Here is a 17,776-nt window from a genome sequence, read left to right as displayed (position 1 = left end):
CTACTTCCTTTTTAGCGCTCACCAAAAGCTTCTGTTACGTTGGTAAAAACAGGCTTCCATAGATACTGAAAAACAGTTTTATCTCCAGTGACTATGTCTGCTTCCCCCGTCATCCCAGGGATTAAGTCAAACTGACCGGGTTTATCAGCAAAGTATGGCTTATCTATGCTGATCTGGACTTTATAAAACACACCGCCTTTTTCATCTGAATCAGTACTTGGAGAAATGCGCTTTACAATGCCATCGAGTGCGCCATAACGGCTGTAGTCAAAAGCATCAATTTTAATTCGTACAGGCTGGCCGACTTTGACAAAACCAATATCGCGGGGGGATAGCTTGGCTTCCATTAGGCCGGTTTTCGTCATCGGTACGATAACCGCAACGGTGCCGCCAGGTTGAATAACACTGCCAGTGGAAGAGGAAGGGAGCGATTGAATAATACCGTCAACGGGAGCTGTAACTGTATTTTGTGATACCAAAGATCCCGATGATTTTAAGCGAGCGATAATGCCTAGCAGTTCGGCTTGAGCATCAGTTCGTTTCTCGCCGACCTCTTTTAGCAAGGTGGCTTGTTTCTGTTTTAGTTGCTGCTCTAAATTGAGCAAGTTCTTAGACAAGACCTGCTGCTTACTTTCCATTCCTTTAAGCTCGCGCATATAGGAATCAAGTTTTTGTTGCGACTCTAAAATTCTAAGCTTAGATACCGCTTGCTCAGCGGTTACCGATAGCATCATATTAAGCGTCTGCTCGGCAGACTTAATCTGGTCACTGAGCGGTGGGATCTCTGCTTTAAGGCCGTCGATCTCCGCTTGCGACTTAGCGATATCAGACTTTGACAGCTGTTGCATTGCTAACCGTTCTTGGTTCATGCGGTTAAGCGAGGCGGTATGCAGTTTAACTAACTGCGGATATTCTGACTCAAACTCAATGAAATTTGCTTTCCTTTGATCGATAAAAGCTTCGTAGCGCTCAATTCTTAGGATCAAATTAGCGCGTTTACTGGCGAGTTCCTCTTCGGCTGATTGGCTATCTATAGAAACAAAGCTAGCGAGTACATCACCCTTTTTAACCACATCTCCTTCCTCTACCACCACAGATGCAATCGTTCCGCCTGCACGGCTCTGTATTATCTGACGGTGGCCAAGTGGGACGACTTGTCCTTTAGATTTAGAGATCTCTTCGACCTGAGCAAAGAGTGACCAAAGCAACATAATAAGAACTGATCCTGTGATCAAAAATATGATGCGTTTAATAAATTTTCTTTCCGCAGGCGCTTCAATGGCATCGGTAAACTCGTGCTCAGGCCATACTCGATTCGCTAGTTGACGATTATCCATTAGGGAGGTTCTCCTGAGGTGCTGCAGATTGTGGTTGTTGAGCTGATTGTTCGGGGATAGGGCCTGCATAAACGACCGCGCCTTTATCCAAAATGACGACTTTGTCAGCTTGCTGGATCAACTCTTGATCATGACTGGTAAATAGCACGGTACTTTTACCTTTAAGCGAATTGAATGTTTCCAATAGCTGAGCTTTAGCTGCCGGATTACGGTTGGCGATGGGTTCGTCAAGAATGATTAAGCTTGATTGCTTAAGCAATGCTCGAGCTAGACTGATATAGCTGCCTTCAACGGCAGAGAGTAGTGTGTGACCGCGGTTAAACAGATCGATATTGAGGTCATTGTCTAGCGCATTAAACAATGACTCGCCCCCCGCCGCTTTGATGGCCGCAATCAGTTCTTCATCGGTGGCATCTTGTTTTGCTATTCGTAGGTTATAGGCTAAAGAGCCTGGGAATAGATCCGGTTCAGCTGGACAAAATGCCGCCCATTTTCGATAAGCTTCAGGATCATATTGCTTTAGGTTTTTACCATTAACACTTACGTACCCAGCTTGTGCCTCCGCAACTCCCATAGCGGCAAGTAACAGAGAGGTTTTGCCGCAGGCATTAGGACCGATGATAGCAACATTTTCTCCCGGCTCTATATCGACACTTACACCAGCAAGGGCTGGATCCACATCTGCACCATAACGCAAAGTAACGTGCTGAAAACTAATCGCTGGCGGAGTATGCGTTGCAGGAGTATCAAGCCTTAATTCACTGTTCTCAGTTCCAGCTTGCATAAAACGATCAAACTGTTTAATCGCTATATCCATCATGCTGATCTTCTGGCTAGATGAAAATGCCAGTTGTGCCGGCCCAGTAATACGCCAAATAAGCATCACACAGGCAATAAGTGAGCCGGGACTAATACTTTGGTTAAGCACTAAAAATATGCCCGTAAATACGGTGACTAATGCAGTGAGTAAGCTCATCGCATGGGCGACAGCAGCATTTAATCCATTGCGTTTGGCATAAAGAAAGTTCTGCCGACAGTTCTCCTTACATTGCCTAGCAAACTTAGTATTCCAGCCATCTGTTTCACCACTGGTTTTAAGTTGCAGTAGGTTCTTGGCTAGTTCATTAATGGAGTTTTGATAATCACCACTAATGGTGGGAGAGGCCGATTGAGCGTATTTATTTACCGCTTTCATCACCCAATAAAATAGTAGAAGCATCACCAAAGGAACGATAACCAGCCAGCCACTCAATAGTGCAATAGTGATAAGTGCAATAGCAGTAAAGGGCAGATCGACTAACCCCGCGCCACTAGGACCAGAAAGTAGTGTCCTTACTTTTTCGGCATTACGCATACGTGCCATATGGTTAGAGCTGCCAACACGAGATAACACCATCAGCGGCATACTTAACAACCGTTTAAAGGTGAGGTCAGAAAGATCTCGAGCAAAACGGTTACTAGTCGTTGCAAGAACATTAGCTCGTGTTAAGCGAGTGGTGACTAATATCGCTAAGGCTAATGCGGCACCAAGGGCGATAGTCGGCAGCACGTCTGGGGCTTGTCCACCGATGACGCGATCATAAACCGCCATAGTGAACAGTGGGACTGCAAGTCCGGTAATGCTCGATAGTAGGCTGAGCCAAAATACAGGTCGATACCACTTGGTGCGTTTACTCATATGTGCAGCAAATGCGCGAATATTTTGCTTACTGCTAGGTAGACTCTCGATAACAAAAACGTGGCCTATAAGCGGTAAATCTTGTGTCGTTACGGCTTGCCATTGCTCTGTTTGTTGCTCAAATATTTCATATTGTTCACCTCTACGTCTGGCCATAACCGCAGGTTTATCATCAGGGATGATAATAAAGGGGTGAATAGCTTGAGATATGGCTTGTTTATGAGTTTTAAATACCGAGTAACCGATATGATGCTTTTGCAGTAAATAAGCGAGCTTAACGGTATCAATCGTTTTTATTGCATCGTCATTGAGAATATTCGTCGCTTGCGAAAATAGTCCGATCTGTTGCAACAAAGCGATGAGTATATTTTTCAATTCTATCGAATCTGTGGGCGATCTTTTCCCCTCGATTGGCTGGGTTTGATTGATTGAGTTCATAAATTAACCTCCGTAGCAGAAGCCAAAATCTGACATTTTCCAGTGTTATCAATATTCACCCTGAGCTCGCTATTATTAGCGAGTTCACTAAAGTGGGAGGCACAGATAATGGTCATCTTGCCTTTATATTTTTTAATGACATTGATTAGCCGCGTCTGTGAATCTGCATCGAGTGAAATCATTGGTTCATCAAGCAGTAAGATAGAGGGGGATTGCACAAAAGCTCTGACTAAGGCAATAAGTTTAATTGCACCTTTATTGAGCATTTGACTGTCGCTGACACCCACTTCGGTTTGATAACCTGCAGGTAGTTGGGCGATGCTAGTCGTGAGCCCCAACGCTTCAGCTACCTCCATCGCCAGTGATTCTCGCTCAGGTCTATACATGGTCATGTTTTCAAGTAAGCTGCCGGCAAATAGTGTTGGCCAAGGCGAGACATAGGTGACTGATTGACGGTATTCATTGGCCTTATGTTCACTTTGCTCAACCCCTGCAATGGTTATTCTTCCTTGCTCTAAATGGTGAAAAGCACCGATGACACTAAGTAGTAAACTTGCATGGGTAAGAGGATCTGAGGTTACTGTGACTAAACTGCCACTTGGAATGGATAGATTAAAGTTGTTGAGTTTTGCACCAACTTGAACGCTGGCCACATTGTCAAATTGGATGGGACCTAATGGCAGTTTTTGTTGGTATTGAGTGCTGCCTTTAAACATCTCTGCAGGTAACTTGGTGAGATCATTGACATGATTCATCGCGGTATTGGCGCTTGCGAGTCGCGAACGCAGACTAATTATGGCACTGAGCGGCGCGATGGCTCTGCCTGCCAGAATCGAACAAGCTGCTAACCCACCAGTCGTGAGATCACCATTGAGCACTTCAAAACAACCGATCAGCACTATCAGCAAGGTAGTTCCTTGGGACGCACCTTGGATCAGCTCTTGTAGCTTGGACGATAACCAATCGACTTGTTGCTGCTGCGCCAAGCGACGGTAATTAATCTCGCTATAAATCGCCGATAGTCGGGTTTCTAATGCCAACGCCTTTGCTGTGGTTAAGCCTGATAGTACCAAGATCAGCATACGAGAGCGTTCACTATCGGTGAGTGCTAAATCTTGAGTTGCACGGTTAAGCTTTTGACCGATAAAAAAGACTAAACCACCAATAACCGCCCATACCGCAATGGGAATAAATACTAACGGGCCGCCGATATAGGCGACCAACGCGAGAAAAATAACTACAAAAGGAAAATCCATCAGTGCCACAAGTGCTTGTCCTGAGTAGATCTCTCGCATTGTGGCGATGCTGGCAAGACCATTTGATACCCTACCTGTACCTAGATTTTCCACATGATGGTAGTCTGATTGCATTAAGGCTGACACCACCTTAGTCGTGGTTTGTAGCTCAAAATTGGCGGCTGAGGATGCCAGCAACCAGCTACGGGAATAACGTAAGAGCAGTTCAAGTAAAATCGCTACGCCAACGGCAGAAGCCAACACGCTAGCGGTGCCATAGCCTTGGTTAGGCAAAATACGGTCGTAAATTTGTAGCATAGTGAAAGGTAAGGCGAGAGATAGCAGATTGATAAACGTTGATGACAGCAATAGCTCTGCCCAAGCCCGATTAGTTTTTATTAGACTGAAGTTCTCTCTCATCGTTTATATCATCCCTAATTACTTTTGAAAGCATGTTTAGAGAATAGGGTATGTTTAAAAGATAGACAATACATAACAGTGTGTTAACAGGTTGGCTAAGTGAGGCGCGTAGGTGTTTACTCCGGTGTGTGGCACAATGTTGGTTATTAAGAGGTCCTTGAGAAAGCGTCAGCCTGCTTAGAGCATGGCTGACGAATAGCCTTGCTAAGGAGAGGTAGCAAGGCTAGTTGATGGGAGTACTATTTTAGTAACTGTTTAAACTAACTATTTAACGTAATGGCTTTAGCATTTATTTAAGTGACGACTTAATTTATTGTGCGTGTCTTTGACCATCTTTCACCTTCATGGGATCGCCTTCATAGCCTAGGGCTTGCCAGTCGAGTCGCCCTTGCTGATTATGGCAGTCCTTACACTTAAGGGCGTCCTCTTTAGGTGAGACCATATGATTGATTGGCCACCACATTTCGGTTGCCGCAAAGCTATATTCACCGCTGTATTTGATCCCTTTTTCGAGCATATTTGGGTTTTTCTCCATGCCGAGTCGGGCAGCTTTGTCCCAGTCAAAGGTTTTCCAATAGCCATCCTTGCCGAAGACTTTCGGGGTGATAAAAATATTCAACTTCTTGTCATAGATTTGCTTGCCCGTGTGTACCTTGAAAGGGGTGATCTTGGCGTTGGGGTCATTGATATCACCTAAGGGATGGGTCAGCTTCGTGACCGCCTTGGGCTGCATCTTATCTCCCGCCATATAGGCATCAGCATTGCCGTTATACCAAGCGTATTGAGGTGTTACATTCTTAGCCCAGACGAAGTCGCCTTTCTTTTTCATATAGCTGTGCTTGCCATATTTATCGGTGGTCTGTTCGCGGTTTGAACCTGCTGTAGACCAGTCCCAACTCATCTTGGTTGGCTCATTTTTGGCAAACTCTGGAATGTGACATGTTTGGCAGGCAACAGCCTGACCGTGGTCATTGAGTTTCTGCTTCTGATGGGGGGCACTATCATGGCAGTTGATGCAGCCAATCGGATTGTCACCACCGGGAGAAACTCCCATGGCGTTACCGGTAATCTGGTGCTCTTTGGTGGTGTGACACTCCTGACATTGGAAGTCATTACCGTCGACATCCATATGTACATCGGTGCGTTTGTCTGGATAGGACATTGAAGAGTCGAGGTCGCCATGCTTGACGCCGTCACCGCCGCCACCGTAAAAGTGACAGGTACCGCAGTTATCTCGTACAGGAGTACCGACATTTTGCGCAACACGTTCAAGGTTTACTTTTGCTAAGACTTCGCCAGCGCCTGCGGGATCTTTAACATAGGTTCCCGTTGTGTCGTGGCAGATAAGGCAGTCGACTTTGGTCATATCGTTAAAATCGAAGTTATTATCTTTCCAGCCGTAACCAGCATGACAACTGGTGCAGCGAGGTTCATTGCTAGAGATGGCGACGCAGAAGTTATTGATGGTGTTCTTCTTGCCACGCTTTACCGTGCGGCCGGGGAGAGTCTGTTCAAGCTCCCAGGTCCAGTGTGATGATTTCATAAAATCAGCGGCGTGATCTTCATGACACTCTATACACAGGGTTGTGACGTCAGAGCCAGTAGCAAAGGGCCCTTCGATAAATTCACTGTGATCTTGAGCCGCCAAACTACTATTACAATATAGTATGGTGATTAGCAGGCTCAGTGTGATAGCTAAGGTTTTCATGGTTAATCTCCTGCCTCCTCGGCGCTAACCGAGAAGGCGCTTAATTAGATTAGAAGTTAACGGTCAAAGAGGCGTTGATATCGAAGGCTGTATCGACGATGGGTAACATGGAGTATGCGTTGCCAGCAATGACCTCATCGATATCCTGTGGAGCACCAACTGGAGTCCCGCTACCGGTATATTCGTAGTCGTAGTAAAGTCCCGCTAGCTTGATAAACATGCGCGGATTGATATCAAACATGTAATAGGCTTCGCCGACATGGCCGCGGGTCGCGAGCTTGCTGCCGATAGGATCATCTTGCGCTTGAGTGAATGGGGTCCAGTATTTAGAACCATAGTTATATTCGAGACCAAATTTACCGTAAGGGGCTGGGATCTGAATACCGACGTAGGCGCCGTAACCATCTTTAGGGCCACTGGTGTCGGCAACACTTGGCATCATAATGATCTCACTGCCATCGGCATTAAGTTGTGCTTCAAAGACCGCATCGCTGAGCATGCCACCGAACATGCCTGCGTTGCCGTTACCATCGGCGCGTGTCCAACCACCAGAAATAAACCATTTAACATCGTTATCTTCTTCACGGGCGAAGCCTATTCCGCCTAAGAACATGTCGCCGATGACGCCACTAGGTTGTACCCGAGTTTCAAAGTTAAAGTTGCTGAATTTTTGCATATCTTGGTACATGGTTGGGGCAAAAATGCCTGCAAGCTGAGTTGGGAAAGCCATGGTTCCCTTAAAGCCGTCGTTGACATCTTTGGCACCAAAGAGGGTGAATTGAAGAAAGTTTTTTCCATCATTTATCGCATCAATATTGAAGCCGCCAAGGTGGGTATCTTTAGTCACTATGTCGCCAAACATCTCACCGTTGCCCCATTGAGATTCGAAGCCCTGACCGTAGCAAAGTCGTACAACCTGGCCTTCAACACCAGTGAGCTCGCCTAAGTGGTAGCCTAAGGTGGCACCATCGAAGTTAAAGTTGACTAGGTGACCCGACGGAGTGCCACCACGTTTTTCGTTTTCACGATACTGAGTGGGCGGTCCATAGGTTGAAGGGCGGCGTCCAATAGAAAGGTAGAGTGGCGATCCATTGATATTTTTCCAGTCGAAGTAGGCGCGCTCTACTCTTAACCAGTCGCCACTGGTATTGCCGCTGTTGGTACCATCCATGGTGAACGAGCGCCAAGAGTCGAACACCTGCACACCAGTAGAGTCGCCCCAGTTTTTATACATAGATAATCGGCCTGCAAAGCTGACGTTATCCCACACCTTGGCTTTTAAATTGAGGCGTAACCTAGTGGTGTAGAGGAGATCGTTATCGATATCTTGAGTGGTTTTTTGGGCTAAGGCATAGGGCATGACTCCCTGAAGTTGCCCGCTTTGAAATGCCGCTGCTAGATTTGGATCTGCCGCCATCATCTTGCCTAATGGGGAGTTTGGGTCATTAGGCATACCAAAGGCGCCGGACATAGCCTTAGCACCGAAATCATTAAAGTTAACTTTAATGGCGGGATTCCAAGTAACGTTGCGGTAGTGAAGCGAGTGAACCTTAGTGCGAAAGTCGCCAGTGATGAGAATTCTATCGAGGGCCGAGTGGCGCTCATTGCTATCGACGCGATCATTGAGATCGTCAAGTTCGTTGGTGATCTCTTCTAGTTGTTGCTTGAGAACTGCGATTTTTTGAGCGTCATTTTCGTTTGCATAAACGCTGCCAGAGAAAGCGAGAGCATTGGCAACGAGCAATGATATAAGGGTACGCATAACATCTCTCCTATACGGGTTTTTGGTTGTTTTCAATTAGTTAAGCTTGGTCGTATCTAGGGGCTAGGGAAGCTGATTTTTGGCAGCATGAAGCCCTGAGGTTATTCCCCATTTTTTATTTATCTGTTGGTTAAAGTGTTTCTAAGCAGTTCGGTCGCTTAGCAGATGTTAGCCACAAGTTTGAGGCTGATCGGAATCTGCGGCATGGTCATAGAGGAACTGCTGAATATCTTTTAGATCTTTTTCGGATAAAGCGTTAAAGGCTTCTTGATCGCCTTTATGCTTCATACGCTTAAAGAAGCGATCCCACTGGCTCATAGTCTTGCTCATTGGTGTGATCTCGCCTCCCACGGAACCTTGGCTATGGCAAGCCTTACATTCCTTCTTATAGAGGTGTTTGCCTTTTTTAGGGTTACCGCCATCAGCAGCTTGAGCTTGAAGCCCTAAAGACAATGCTAGCGCAAGGCCTATACCGATTTTAGTGATAGTTTTCATCATCAATTCCTTACTCTCTTTTTGTTTGGTATTACGCCGTCCTTTGCAAGTTGGCAGAGTGTTCCAAAAATGCTTCCGCCTTGTTATAAAAGTTAGCAGTTAGCGTGTGGCTAATTGTTGAGCTAGATCAGTTTTATGATAAAAATCTAATTGATAAAATTATCATTGAGAAAAATCTAATGGAGCAGGTATTGCTGTGATGTTTGTTATTGTTTTTGTTGTATTTTAACTGTACTTCTGTGACGGTGAAATTTATTTTGGAAGTGTTTTGAATGATTTTTGCAATGGATCTAGATCACGATTTTGACTTTTGGTTACCACTAAAGAGATATGTGTTGGTTAAATTTTGGTAAAAATAAAGCCCGTTTGACAGTGCCAAACGGGCTTTATTACGCAAGGGGGTTAATCTAATTATGGCTGTTGACGCGTAGGTGCTAATACGATTTCACGTACGCATACATTTTGTGGTTGCTCGAAGGCAAATACTGCAGCATCGGCAACGGCAGTTGGCTCTATTACGCCGCCCATGAACTCTTTCCATTCATTGTAGCCAGCTTTGATCTCTTCATTTGTGGTGTGGCTTAACAGCGCTGTTTCAACCGCGCCTGGAGCAATAGTCACCATGCGTACATCGTCCATGGCCACTTCTTCACGAATGTTTTCAGTTAGTGCATGTACTGCAAACTTAGTTGCACAGTAAGCGGCGTGGTTCGGGAAAGTCTTGCGACCGGCAACTGAGCTTACGTTGATGATAGTACCTGTTTTACGAGCTTTCATATCTGCTAGTACTGCGTGAATACCGTTTAATACGCCCATCACGTTGATGTTAAGCATACGGCTCCATTCTGCAGGATCTTGCACATCAGCAGCGCCAAGTAGCATTACACCAGCATTATTGATTAGGCAGCCAACAGGGCCAAACTTTGCTTCAGCTTCTGCAATAGCCGCTTTCATCGCGTCAGCATCAGTAACATCAACACTAATAGATAGGCTGTTTTCTAAACCTAGCGCTTGCATTGGCTCAACACGGCGAGCCAATAAAAGAAGCGGGTGACCTTTAGCACTGAATGCTTGAGCCATGGCTGCGCCAATACCAGAAGATGCGCCTGTAATAACGATTAATTGTTTCATATCAGCCTCAATAAAAAAGGGGGTCTTGGTGAATTGCGAGTATTTTATCTAACTGTTTATTGTTGATATATAATCTACAGAGAATATGATTGTTTACATATGGCTCCTAATTACTTGCTATCCTCTGAGATAACACGAGTTCCTATTTATGTACCAAGACCTAAATTTAGCAGATGTGCGTGCTTTTACCGTGATTGCGGAAAAAGGTAGCTTTACCTTGGCAGCCGACAAACTCGGATGTTCACGCTCGCACCTTTCTAAGCAGTTAACCCAACTTGAGCGCTATCTAGGGGTAACCTTGATTACCCGTACCACTCGGGCGCAGCGATTGACTGAACAGGGGCAGTTTTTTTATGAGCGCTGTCAGCATGCGCTAGATGTGATGGAGCAAGCGGTGGCCAAGACTGTCGATGATGCTCATAACCTTCAGGGCAAGATCAATATCAATTGTGTGGGTGGCTATATCGGTGAGGATATCGTTAACCAGCTAGTTAACGACTTTATGAGCCTGCACCCCAATATTCAAATCCACCTCGACTTTAGTAGTCAGCGGGTGGACTTAGTGCTGGATGAGTTTGATTTAGTATTTCGTATGGGTGGGCTTGAAGATTCAAGCTTAGTGGCTAGAAAGCTGATGGATATCGCTAATTGCACCTTAGTATCGCCTAGCTATATTGCTAAATATGGCCGCCCCGAAACCCCGAAGGATTTAAAGAACCATGCCTGTGTCACCGGCTCAGTGTATCACTGGAATTATCATCGTCGATCCGACAAAAGCCAGAAGACAGAGGTGACCATTGCGGGCGCCTTGTTGTGTAAAAATGGTCGAGTGATGAAAAGTAGCGCGTTAGCGGGTAACGGAATCGTGAGACTCCCTGAGATCTATTGCAGTGCTGAGCTGAACAGCGGGGAATTAGTGCATGTGTTCGATGACTGGACTATCTCTGATACACCCTTGTATCTACTTTATAGCAAAGATCAATTTCAGCCCGCTAGGCTTAGGCAGTTTATTGAATTTACTACGGAGAATTTTATGAAGTACGTCGAGTTACCCAATACCTAAATAAGTTTCGCTAGCTGACTTATTTAGGATTGAGTGGCTCTGTTCGCCCATCTTTCGACTTAATTGTTGTGAAAGTGTAGCTTTGAGGTTGGTTTTTTCTCCGCTTTATTAAATTTTGTCTTAAAATATCTTAAGAACAAAATCACCTTTTATCGATTTGAGCCGTATAGCAGCTTAAAGCGTTTAAGGACATTAAAAGGGCGAATGGATGAACCTGAACAAAATAGCACTGGCTTGTGCCTTATTACCCTGCTTTGTCGCCCATGGAGGGCAAGAGTATTACGAGGCACGCAGTGATGCGATGGGCGGTGCGGGAGTTGCTGCTTCAAATAAAGAGGGCGCGGCATTTGTTAATCCCGCCTTACTTGCGATTAACGCGCATAGAGACAACTCGTCGGTGTTGTTGATCCCTGTGATAGGTGTCGATGTGGCCGACAGTGATGACATGATCGATAAGTTCGATTCGCTGAACGATTCCTATGATGCCCTCGAAGCGGCAATCGATGTAGGCAATACGGGGGCTATAGATGAGTTTCGTGATGAGCTGGTGGCCGACTTAGAGTCATTAAATGGTACTTCAGCCTATGCTAGTGCGGGGCTTGGTTTTAGTGTCACGATTCCATACCAGAGGATGCCGATGGCTATCTTCTATAAGAGTTATGTTAACGCCGTCGGGGTTGCCGATATTGCGCAATCAGATATCGATACCCTCAATAATCTCGATCCTAATAACCCTCCCGAGATCAGCGATTTGGACTCTCAAGGTCAAGTGGTCGGCGGAGCCGTATCCGACTTAGGCGTTGCATTAAGCTTTCCATTGTCGATTGTTAATATGCCTATCTCAGTGGGGATTTCACCTAAGTTTCAACGCATCGACACCTACAACTATATCGCCAATGCTAACAACTTCGATGCTAGTGATTTTGATGATGCAAAGTATCGCAATGATGAGACCAATTTTAACTTAGATATTGGCGTCGCCATGCAACCGTTCGATGGCTTAACCTTAGGTTTGTCGGGGCGAAACCTGATCAGCCAAGAGGTGGATACCATAGAAATTGAAGGGCAGACGTTTACTTATCGAGTCGAGCCTTTAGTGACGGCGGGTGTCGCTTACGATTGGGATATTTTATCGGTAACGACGGATATCGACCTGAATGAGAATAAGAAGTTTAAAGAGCTCGACGGCACCCAATACTGGCGTCTAGGTGGTGAAGTAAGGGCTTTTGACTGGATGGCGCTACGACTGGGTTATCGTCACGATATGAAGGACTCTACCGCGAACCTTTACTCTTTGGGCACCGGCTTTGCGTTCGGTGAATCATTTTTCTTAGACTTAACTGGTATGTTTGGTGACGACAATGCAGTAGGAGGCGTATTGCAGACCTCCTATCATTTCTAGCGAACCGCTTCTAGTTGATTAGCTCATCAATTCGATAGTCGACTTAACCGTTAAAATGAGTGCACTAACTGCACATAAAGCCAGAGTTAACGCTCTGGTTTTTTGTTTGTCGACTCGACCCACTAAGCGTCCTGCAACGATATAACCCAGCACAACAGACGGCAACAACATCAATGAGATGTAAAAATGCTGCACAGTTAATAAGCCCGCAAAAGCTAATATGATAAGGGCGATCATAGAGCTAAAGATGAAGAAGGCTGAGAGGGCGGCGCGAAATTGTCCGGCATCTTTACCTGATAGCAAGATAGCCAACGGCGGGCCGCCAATTGCGGCTATGTTTCCAAAAACACCGGATAAAATACCTGCAATAAATAAGCTAAATCTATTCACTGGAATGCTGAACTTCATCAGGCTTAATCCGACGGCTAAAGCAACAATTCCGGCAATGGCGAGACCTAAGATAGGCTGCGGCGCGATTAAAATCAGGGTGGCACCTAATATGCCACCGGGAATACGCCCTAATAACGCGTACTGCAGACCATTGAATTCAAGCTGGCCGCGTTCTCTAAACAGTGTAAGCAGTGCAATCGAAAAGCCCATCATAATCACGGGTGCTGGAACCAAACTCGGGTCGACGATATAGAGTAAGGGGCTTGCCACCACGGCTAGGCCAAAGCCGATAAGACTTTGGGTCAGTGCGCCACAAAATATAATCAGCGAGGCGAGTAAAAGCGTAACGGGTTCGATCATCAGTTTATCCAGCCAGTTGGCTATAGTAGAGCGAAGAGGGGCTCGGCACTCTGTTTGAACGGTTCAGTAATTTAGGTTAGTAATTTGGGTTACAGATTACAGGTTATTAGTTAAAGATTATTGGTTACAGATTAATAGAGCGAGGCCATATAAGGCCAAAAATAGATAAGGACTGCTAGGCAGTCCTTATCTGGAGATCACGTTTGAAGATAATCGATGAAGATTATTCAAGTTCTTCCCACTCAATGCCCATTTCATCCATTAGACGTTTAACCTCAGCAGGCATGCTGTCAGGTTTATCTTTAGTAAGATCGGCGTCGTTTGGTAGTGGCTGACCTGTGTACGCATGCAAGAATGCTTCGCATAACAGTTCACTATTGGTGGCGTGACGCAAGTTGTTCACTTGGCGGCGTGTGCGTTCATCGGTAAGTACTTTGAGTACTTTCAAAGGAATGGACACAGTAATTTTTTTCACTTGCTCATTCTTTTTGCCGTGTTCAGCATATGGGCTGATATAATCGCCATTCCACTCAGTCATTGACTCACCTGTTATTTCAAAATTCGGGGCAGATTTTAACCCTTTAAATTGTGCAGTCAAATTATTGCCTCTTATTTATGACAATTGCAAATAGATTTCTATATGCATGGACGTCTAAACGGCTAAAGTGGTTGACGCGGGCTGAGTGCTTAGGTACATTTAGCCGTCCAGACATCTCTTGAGTAAAAAGTTAACAGCAAAAGGAGTAGTACATGACTGAGCGTAAATTAGCCACTGCGGCTGTACGTCAAGGAATTGAGTCCGATAGCCAGCATGGTGCAGTCGTGCCGCCGCTCTACCTTTCTACTAATTACTCTTTTGATGGTCATAAGAACCCAAGAGATTTCGACTATAGCCGTTCAGGTAACCCAACACGTTCTATTTTAGGTGATGCCATTGCTGAACTTGAAAAAGGATCAACGGGCGTAGTGACTTGTACCGGCATGGCGGCAATAACGCTTGCCACTAGCTTACTTGGACCCGATGATCTTCTTGTTGTTCCCCATGATTGTTACGGTGGCAGTTACCGCCTATTTACCAATTTGGCCAAAAAAGGTCAGTTCAAGTTATTGGTGGTCGATCAAACCGACTCACAGGCACTTAATCAAGCGATAGCGCAAAAGCCTAAGATGGTATGGCTAGAGACGCCGTCGAACCCACTGCTGCGTGTGGTCGATATTGAGGCTATCTGCTCAGCGAGTCATGAGGTGGGCGCATTAGTGGTTGTCGACAACACTTTCCTGTCGCCAGTCTTGCAGCAGCCGTTATTACTCGGCGCCGATATAGTCATTCATTCCACCACTAAATATATCAATGGTCATAGCGATGTGGTTGGCGGCGCAGTCGTGGCTAAGGATCCAGAGTTAGGTGAATTGCTGCATTGGTGGTCAAACACGCTAGGGCTAACGGGCTCAGCATTTGACAGCTACCTCACTTTGCGCGGAATTCGTACACTTGCAGTACGAATTCGCGAACATCAGGCGAATGCGCAGCGAATTCTTGATACCCTTGTTAACCACCAAGCCGTGTCCAAGATATACTATCCTGGGCTTAAAGATCATCCGGGTCATGAAATCGCGGCTAAACAGCAAAAAGGTTTTGGCGCTATGCTGAGTTTTGAGCTCAAGGGTGGGGAAGAACAGTTAGTCACATTCTTAAAAAATCTTAGCTATTTTTCAGTTGCAGAGAGCCTAGGTGGTGTAGAGAGTTTAGTCGCCGTTCCTGCAACCATGACGCATAGAGCGATGGATCCAGAGGCTCGCGCCGAAGCTGGAGTCAAAGACACGCTTATCCGTCTTTCTGTGGGTATCGAAGATGCCGATGATCTTGTTGCCGATATTGAAGCTGCGCTTAATGCCGCAGCCGCTTGTTAATTAAAGGGGTATACGATGGCACGCTGTCACTTACATAAATTTGGTGGCTCAAGTCTTGCGGATGCAGACTGTTACCGTCGCGTTGCTCATATTCTGCTGACTCACGGTCATAGCGATGATTTAGTTGTGGTGTCTGCGGCAGGTAAAAGCACTAATTTCTTATATAAGTTACTCGAGTTGAGTACAACTAAACAGCTGTGGCAAGAAGAACTACAAACACTGATTAGTTTCCAGCAAAATTTGATTGAGCAGTTGCTCTCAAATGAGCAGGCACGTTCTCTTAGAGAACGACTCTCTAACGATAAGGCACAGCTAATCAGCTTGTTATCGATAGAGTCGATTAATGACTACCAAAGCAATCAGGTCGTTAGCTTTGGTGAGCGTTGGTCTGCACGCCTATTGGCGGCGCTATTGCGTGAATCGGGTGTCGCGGCATCCGATGTGGACGCTCGCACACTCTTGATTGCCGACGAAGGCGCTGTGCCACAGATTCGTTTACAGGAATCTCGTCAGCGCGTGCATTCGATGGCAGAAACTCATCCTAATGAACGCCTGATCATTACCGGATTTATCTGCGCCAATGAACGGGGTGACACCTTACTCCTTGGGCGTAATGGCTCCGACTTTAGTGCCACCTTGATTGCCAGCTTAGCAAATATCGAGCGCGTGACGATCTGGACCGATGTTGAGGGTGTATTTAACGCCGATCCTAATAAGATCAATGATGCAAAGCTACTGAGTAGCTTGTCATTAGCCGAAGCTAACCGCTTGGCACACCTAGGCTCACCTGTTCTGCATAACAGAACGCTGCAGCCATTGTTTGATACTCAAGTGAGTTTGGCTGTTCGCTCAAGTTACGCGTCCCATACCGACTTTACCTTGATTGCACCAAAGAGTTCGTCGGCGAGTGCGCCAGTGGTGACTAATCTAAACAGCGTAGCGCTGTTTAATCTTGAGCTTAAAACTGAGCTTAAGCAGCTTATCGAACTGCTTGAGGAGACTGGTCTGAGTCCACTGGCTTACTGGGAGCTGGGGCTGGGGCGTGCTGAGCTAACGGTGACCTTGGAAAATCAGAAGCAAGTTTTGGCGTTACTGGATGTTAACCGTGATGCCTTAGGCGTGAGCGATATTAAGATCACCGAAGATCTGGGTTTAGTCGCGCTAGTGAGCGCCGATGCCAGCCTGTATCGTCGTGGATTTGCAAGATTGCTAAGTCGTAACGCTAGACCTCTGTTTAATGACGGCATGAGCCTAGTGACTTTGGTACCTCAAGGGCAGGTGAACTTGTTAACTCAAAAAGTGCACCGTCGCTGCGCAGGCCCTCGTAAGCGTATTGGCGTGCTGCTACTCGGTGTCGGTAACATAGGCGAAGCTTGGGTCGAGTTATTTAGTGGTGCTAAGGCGGCACTCAATAAAGAGCTCGAGGCTAGTGTAGAGTTGGTGGGGTTAGTCAGTTCACGTAAGGCTTTGATCAGTGATGAGGGCATTGAGCTCGATTCATGGAAGCAGGCCTTCGAAGAGCATGCAACGCCTTGGCAGTACAGCCATCTTTTTGAAGAGTTACATGATTTAGAGTGTGATGAAGTCATAGCACTGGATATCAGTGCCAGCGCCGACTTGACCTTACAGTATCCAGAGTTTTTCGCTCGTGGTATTCATGTTGTCAGCGCTAACAAACTGGCCGGGTCCGGGCCGCTGACCTTCTATCGAGAGCTGAAGCAGCAACTAGACAACCGTCGTCTATTTTGGCGTTATAATGCCAGTTGTGGCGCAGGTTTACCTGTGCAACATGCATTGAACGATCTGCATAACAGCGGCGATAGTATCGAGGCGGTTGGCGGGATCTTTTCTGGCACCCTTTGCTGGTTATTCGAAAATTTCGATGCCAAGAAACCTTTCTCTGAGTTAGTCATAGAAGCGAGAGGCTTGGGGATCACCGAACCGGATCCACGTGATGATCTCTCTGGTCGAGACATGCAGCGTAAGCTACTTATTCTTGCCCGTGAGATTGGCTTCGAGATTGAGCTTGAAGATATTGAGCTTAAATCTCTGGTGCCTGCAAACTTAGCCGAATTACCTCTAGAGCAGTTTTTGGCGCGTATCACTGAACTCGATGAAGAGATGCTACAGCAGTTCGTTGCGGCGGCAGAGCAAGATAAGGTGCTAAGATACGTAGCCTCATTAGATAAGGTCAATGGTGAGTTGAAAGCAGAGGTAGGGATACAGTGGGTTGATATCAGCCACCCTTATGCGAATCTAACGCCAGGTGACAACGTGTTTGTGATCCGTAGCGAATTCTATCAGGATAACCCGTTGATTATTCGTGGTCCTGGAGCGGGGCGTTTAGTGACAGCAGCGGCGGTGCAGTCAGATCTCGCACATATTTGTCGCGACCTGCTACAAGAATAAATTTCATGTTAATCAATAAAAAAGGACTCATTTGAGT

At 46.1% G+C, this 17,776-nt stretch carries 13 protein-coding genes; 4 read left to right on the top strand and 9 right to left on the bottom strand.

From position 1 onward, the window contains the following. Nucleotides 1-11: 11 nt before the first annotated feature. The 7 genes from Q1A86_RS06915 to Q1A86_RS06885 all read right to left on the bottom strand — a co-directional run bounded on the left by Q1A86_RS06915 (nt 12) and on the right by Q1A86_RS06885 (nt 10,204). A complete protein-coding gene (locus tag Q1A86_RS06915; protein WP_299804587.1) occupies nt 12-1,337 on the bottom strand; it encodes an HlyD family type I secretion periplasmic adaptor subunit in 1,326 nt (441 codons plus the stop codon). Next, nucleotides 1,330-3,453: a peptidase domain-containing ABC transporter gene (locus tag Q1A86_RS06910; RefSeq protein ID WP_299804584.1), complete on the bottom strand. Its 2,124-nt coding sequence runs from the start codon at nt 3,451-3,453 to the stop codon at nt 1,330-1,332. The genes Q1A86_RS06915 and Q1A86_RS06910 overlap by 8 nt, the downstream gene beginning before the upstream one ends. Next, nucleotides 3,450-5,108: an ABC transporter transmembrane domain-containing protein gene (locus Q1A86_RS06905; RefSeq protein WP_299804581.1), complete on the bottom strand. Its 1,659-nt coding sequence runs from the start codon at nt 5,106-5,108 to the stop codon at nt 3,450-3,452. Before Q1A86_RS06905 ends, Q1A86_RS06910 begins: the two co-directional genes overlap by 4 nt. A 310-nt stretch (nt 5,109-5,418) precedes the next feature. Continuing rightward, complete coding sequence (locus tag Q1A86_RS06900) at nt 5,419-6,816, bottom strand: tetrathionate reductase family octaheme c-type cytochrome (RefSeq protein WP_299804578.1); 1,398 nt, start codon at nt 6,814-6,816, stop codon at nt 5,419-5,421. A gap of 49 nt (nt 6,817-6,865) precedes the next feature. Then, complete coding sequence (locus Q1A86_RS06895; RefSeq protein WP_299804576.1) at nt 6,866-8,578, bottom strand: DUF3373 domain-containing protein; 1,713 nt, start codon at nt 8,576-8,578, stop codon at nt 6,866-6,868. Between the two features lie 168 nt (nt 8,579-8,746). After that, nucleotides 8,747-9,076: a cytochrome c gene (locus Q1A86_RS06890; RefSeq protein ID WP_299804574.1), complete on the bottom strand. Its 330-nt coding sequence runs from the start codon at nt 9,074-9,076 to the stop codon at nt 8,747-8,749. A 408-nt stretch (nt 9,077-9,484) separates the two neighbouring features. Continuing rightward, on the bottom strand, nt 9,485-10,204 hold the full coding sequence (locus Q1A86_RS06885) for an SDR family oxidoreductase (RefSeq protein ID WP_299804572.1): 720 nt from the start codon (nt 10,202-10,204) through the stop codon (nt 9,485-9,487). 148 nt (nt 10,205-10,352) lie between these two features. Here Q1A86_RS06885 and Q1A86_RS06880 point away from each other — a divergent pair, with 148 nt between their 5' ends. Both Q1A86_RS06880 and Q1A86_RS06875 read left to right on the top strand, forming a co-directional pair. Beyond that, complete coding sequence (locus Q1A86_RS06880; RefSeq protein ID WP_299804570.1) at nt 10,353-11,267, top strand: LysR family transcriptional regulator; 915 nt, start codon at nt 10,353-10,355, stop codon at nt 11,265-11,267. A gap of 208 nt (nt 11,268-11,475) precedes the next feature. Then, complete coding sequence (locus Q1A86_RS06875) at nt 11,476-12,669, top strand: conjugal transfer protein TraF (RefSeq protein WP_299804567.1); 1,194 nt, start codon at nt 11,476-11,478, stop codon at nt 12,667-12,669. Between the two features lie 18 nt (nt 12,670-12,687). Here the strand turns inward: Q1A86_RS06875 and Q1A86_RS06870 are convergent, their stop codons facing one another. Further along, nucleotides 12,688-13,419 (bottom strand): sulfite exporter TauE/SafE family protein, encoded by a 732-nt coding sequence (locus Q1A86_RS06870; RefSeq protein WP_299804565.1) that lies wholly within the window; start codon nt 13,417-13,419, stop codon nt 12,688-12,690. Between the two features lie 223 nt (nt 13,420-13,642). Then, nucleotides 13,643-13,957 (bottom strand): met regulon transcriptional regulator MetJ, encoded by a 315-nt coding sequence (gene metJ, locus Q1A86_RS06865; protein WP_012153825.1) that lies wholly within the window; start codon nt 13,955-13,957, stop codon nt 13,643-13,645. A gap of 212 nt (nt 13,958-14,169) precedes the next feature. Between metJ and metB the strand changes: the two genes are divergently transcribed. After that, nucleotides 14,170-15,330: a cystathionine gamma-synthase gene (metB, locus tag Q1A86_RS06860; RefSeq protein WP_299804561.1), complete on the top strand. Its 1,161-nt coding sequence runs from the start codon at nt 14,170-14,172 to the stop codon at nt 15,328-15,330. A 15-nt stretch (nt 15,331-15,345) separates the two neighbouring features. Beyond that, on the top strand, nt 15,346-17,739 hold the full coding sequence (locus Q1A86_RS06855; RefSeq protein WP_299804559.1) for a bifunctional aspartate kinase/homoserine dehydrogenase II: 2,394 nt from the start codon (nt 15,346-15,348) through the stop codon (nt 17,737-17,739). The last annotated feature ends 37 nt before the right edge of the window (nt 17,740-17,776 follow it).

The sequence above is a fragment of the uncultured Shewanella sp. genome (genome assembly GCF_947497935.1).
Lineage (GTDB): Bacteria > Pseudomonadota > Gammaproteobacteria > Enterobacterales > Shewanellaceae > Shewanella.
Note: the sequence above shows the minus strand (reverse complement) of the source record. Positions and strands in the feature narration are given on the sequence as shown.

Coding starts and splice junctions, on each gene's coding strand:
- Q1A86_RS06915 (WP_299804587.1), bottom strand. CDS start 1,337: ATGGATAATCGTCAACTAGCGAATCGAGTATGGCCTGAGCACGAGTTT.
- Q1A86_RS06910 (WP_299804584.1), bottom strand. CDS start 3,453: ATGAACTCAATCAATCAAACCCAGCCAATCGAGGGGAAAAGATCGCCC.
- Q1A86_RS06905 (WP_299804581.1), bottom strand. CDS start 5,108: ATGAGAGAGAACTTCAGTCTAATAAAAACTAATCGGGCTTGGGCAGAG.
- Q1A86_RS06900 (WP_299804578.1), bottom strand. CDS start 6,816: ATGAAAACCTTAGCTATCACACTGAGCCTGCTAATCACCATACTATAT.
- Q1A86_RS06895 (WP_299804576.1), bottom strand. CDS start 8,578: ATGCGTACCCTTATATCATTGCTCGTTGCCAATGCTCTCGCTTTCTCT.
- Q1A86_RS06890 (WP_299804574.1), bottom strand. CDS start 9,076: ATGATGAAAACTATCACTAAAATCGGTATAGGCCTTGCGCTAGCATTG.
- Q1A86_RS06885 (WP_299804572.1), bottom strand. CDS start 10,204: ATGAAACAATTAATCGTTATTACAGGCGCATCTTCTGGTATTGGCGCA.
- Q1A86_RS06880 (WP_299804570.1), top strand. CDS start 10,353: ATGTACCAAGACCTAAATTTAGCAGATGTGCGTGCTTTTACCGTGATT.
- Q1A86_RS06875 (WP_299804567.1), top strand. CDS start 11,476: ATGAACCTGAACAAAATAGCACTGGCTTGTGCCTTATTACCCTGCTTT.
- Q1A86_RS06870 (WP_299804565.1), bottom strand. CDS start 13,419: ATGATCGAACCCGTTACGCTTTTACTCGCCTCGCTGATTATATTTTGT.
- metJ (WP_012153825.1), bottom strand. CDS start 13,957: ATGACTGAGTGGAATGGCGATTATATCAGCCCATATGCTGAACACGGC.
- metB (WP_299804561.1), top strand. CDS start 14,170: ATGACTGAGCGTAAATTAGCCACTGCGGCTGTACGTCAAGGAATTGAG.
- Q1A86_RS06855 (WP_299804559.1), top strand. CDS start 15,346: ATGGCACGCTGTCACTTACATAAATTTGGTGGCTCAAGTCTTGCGGAT.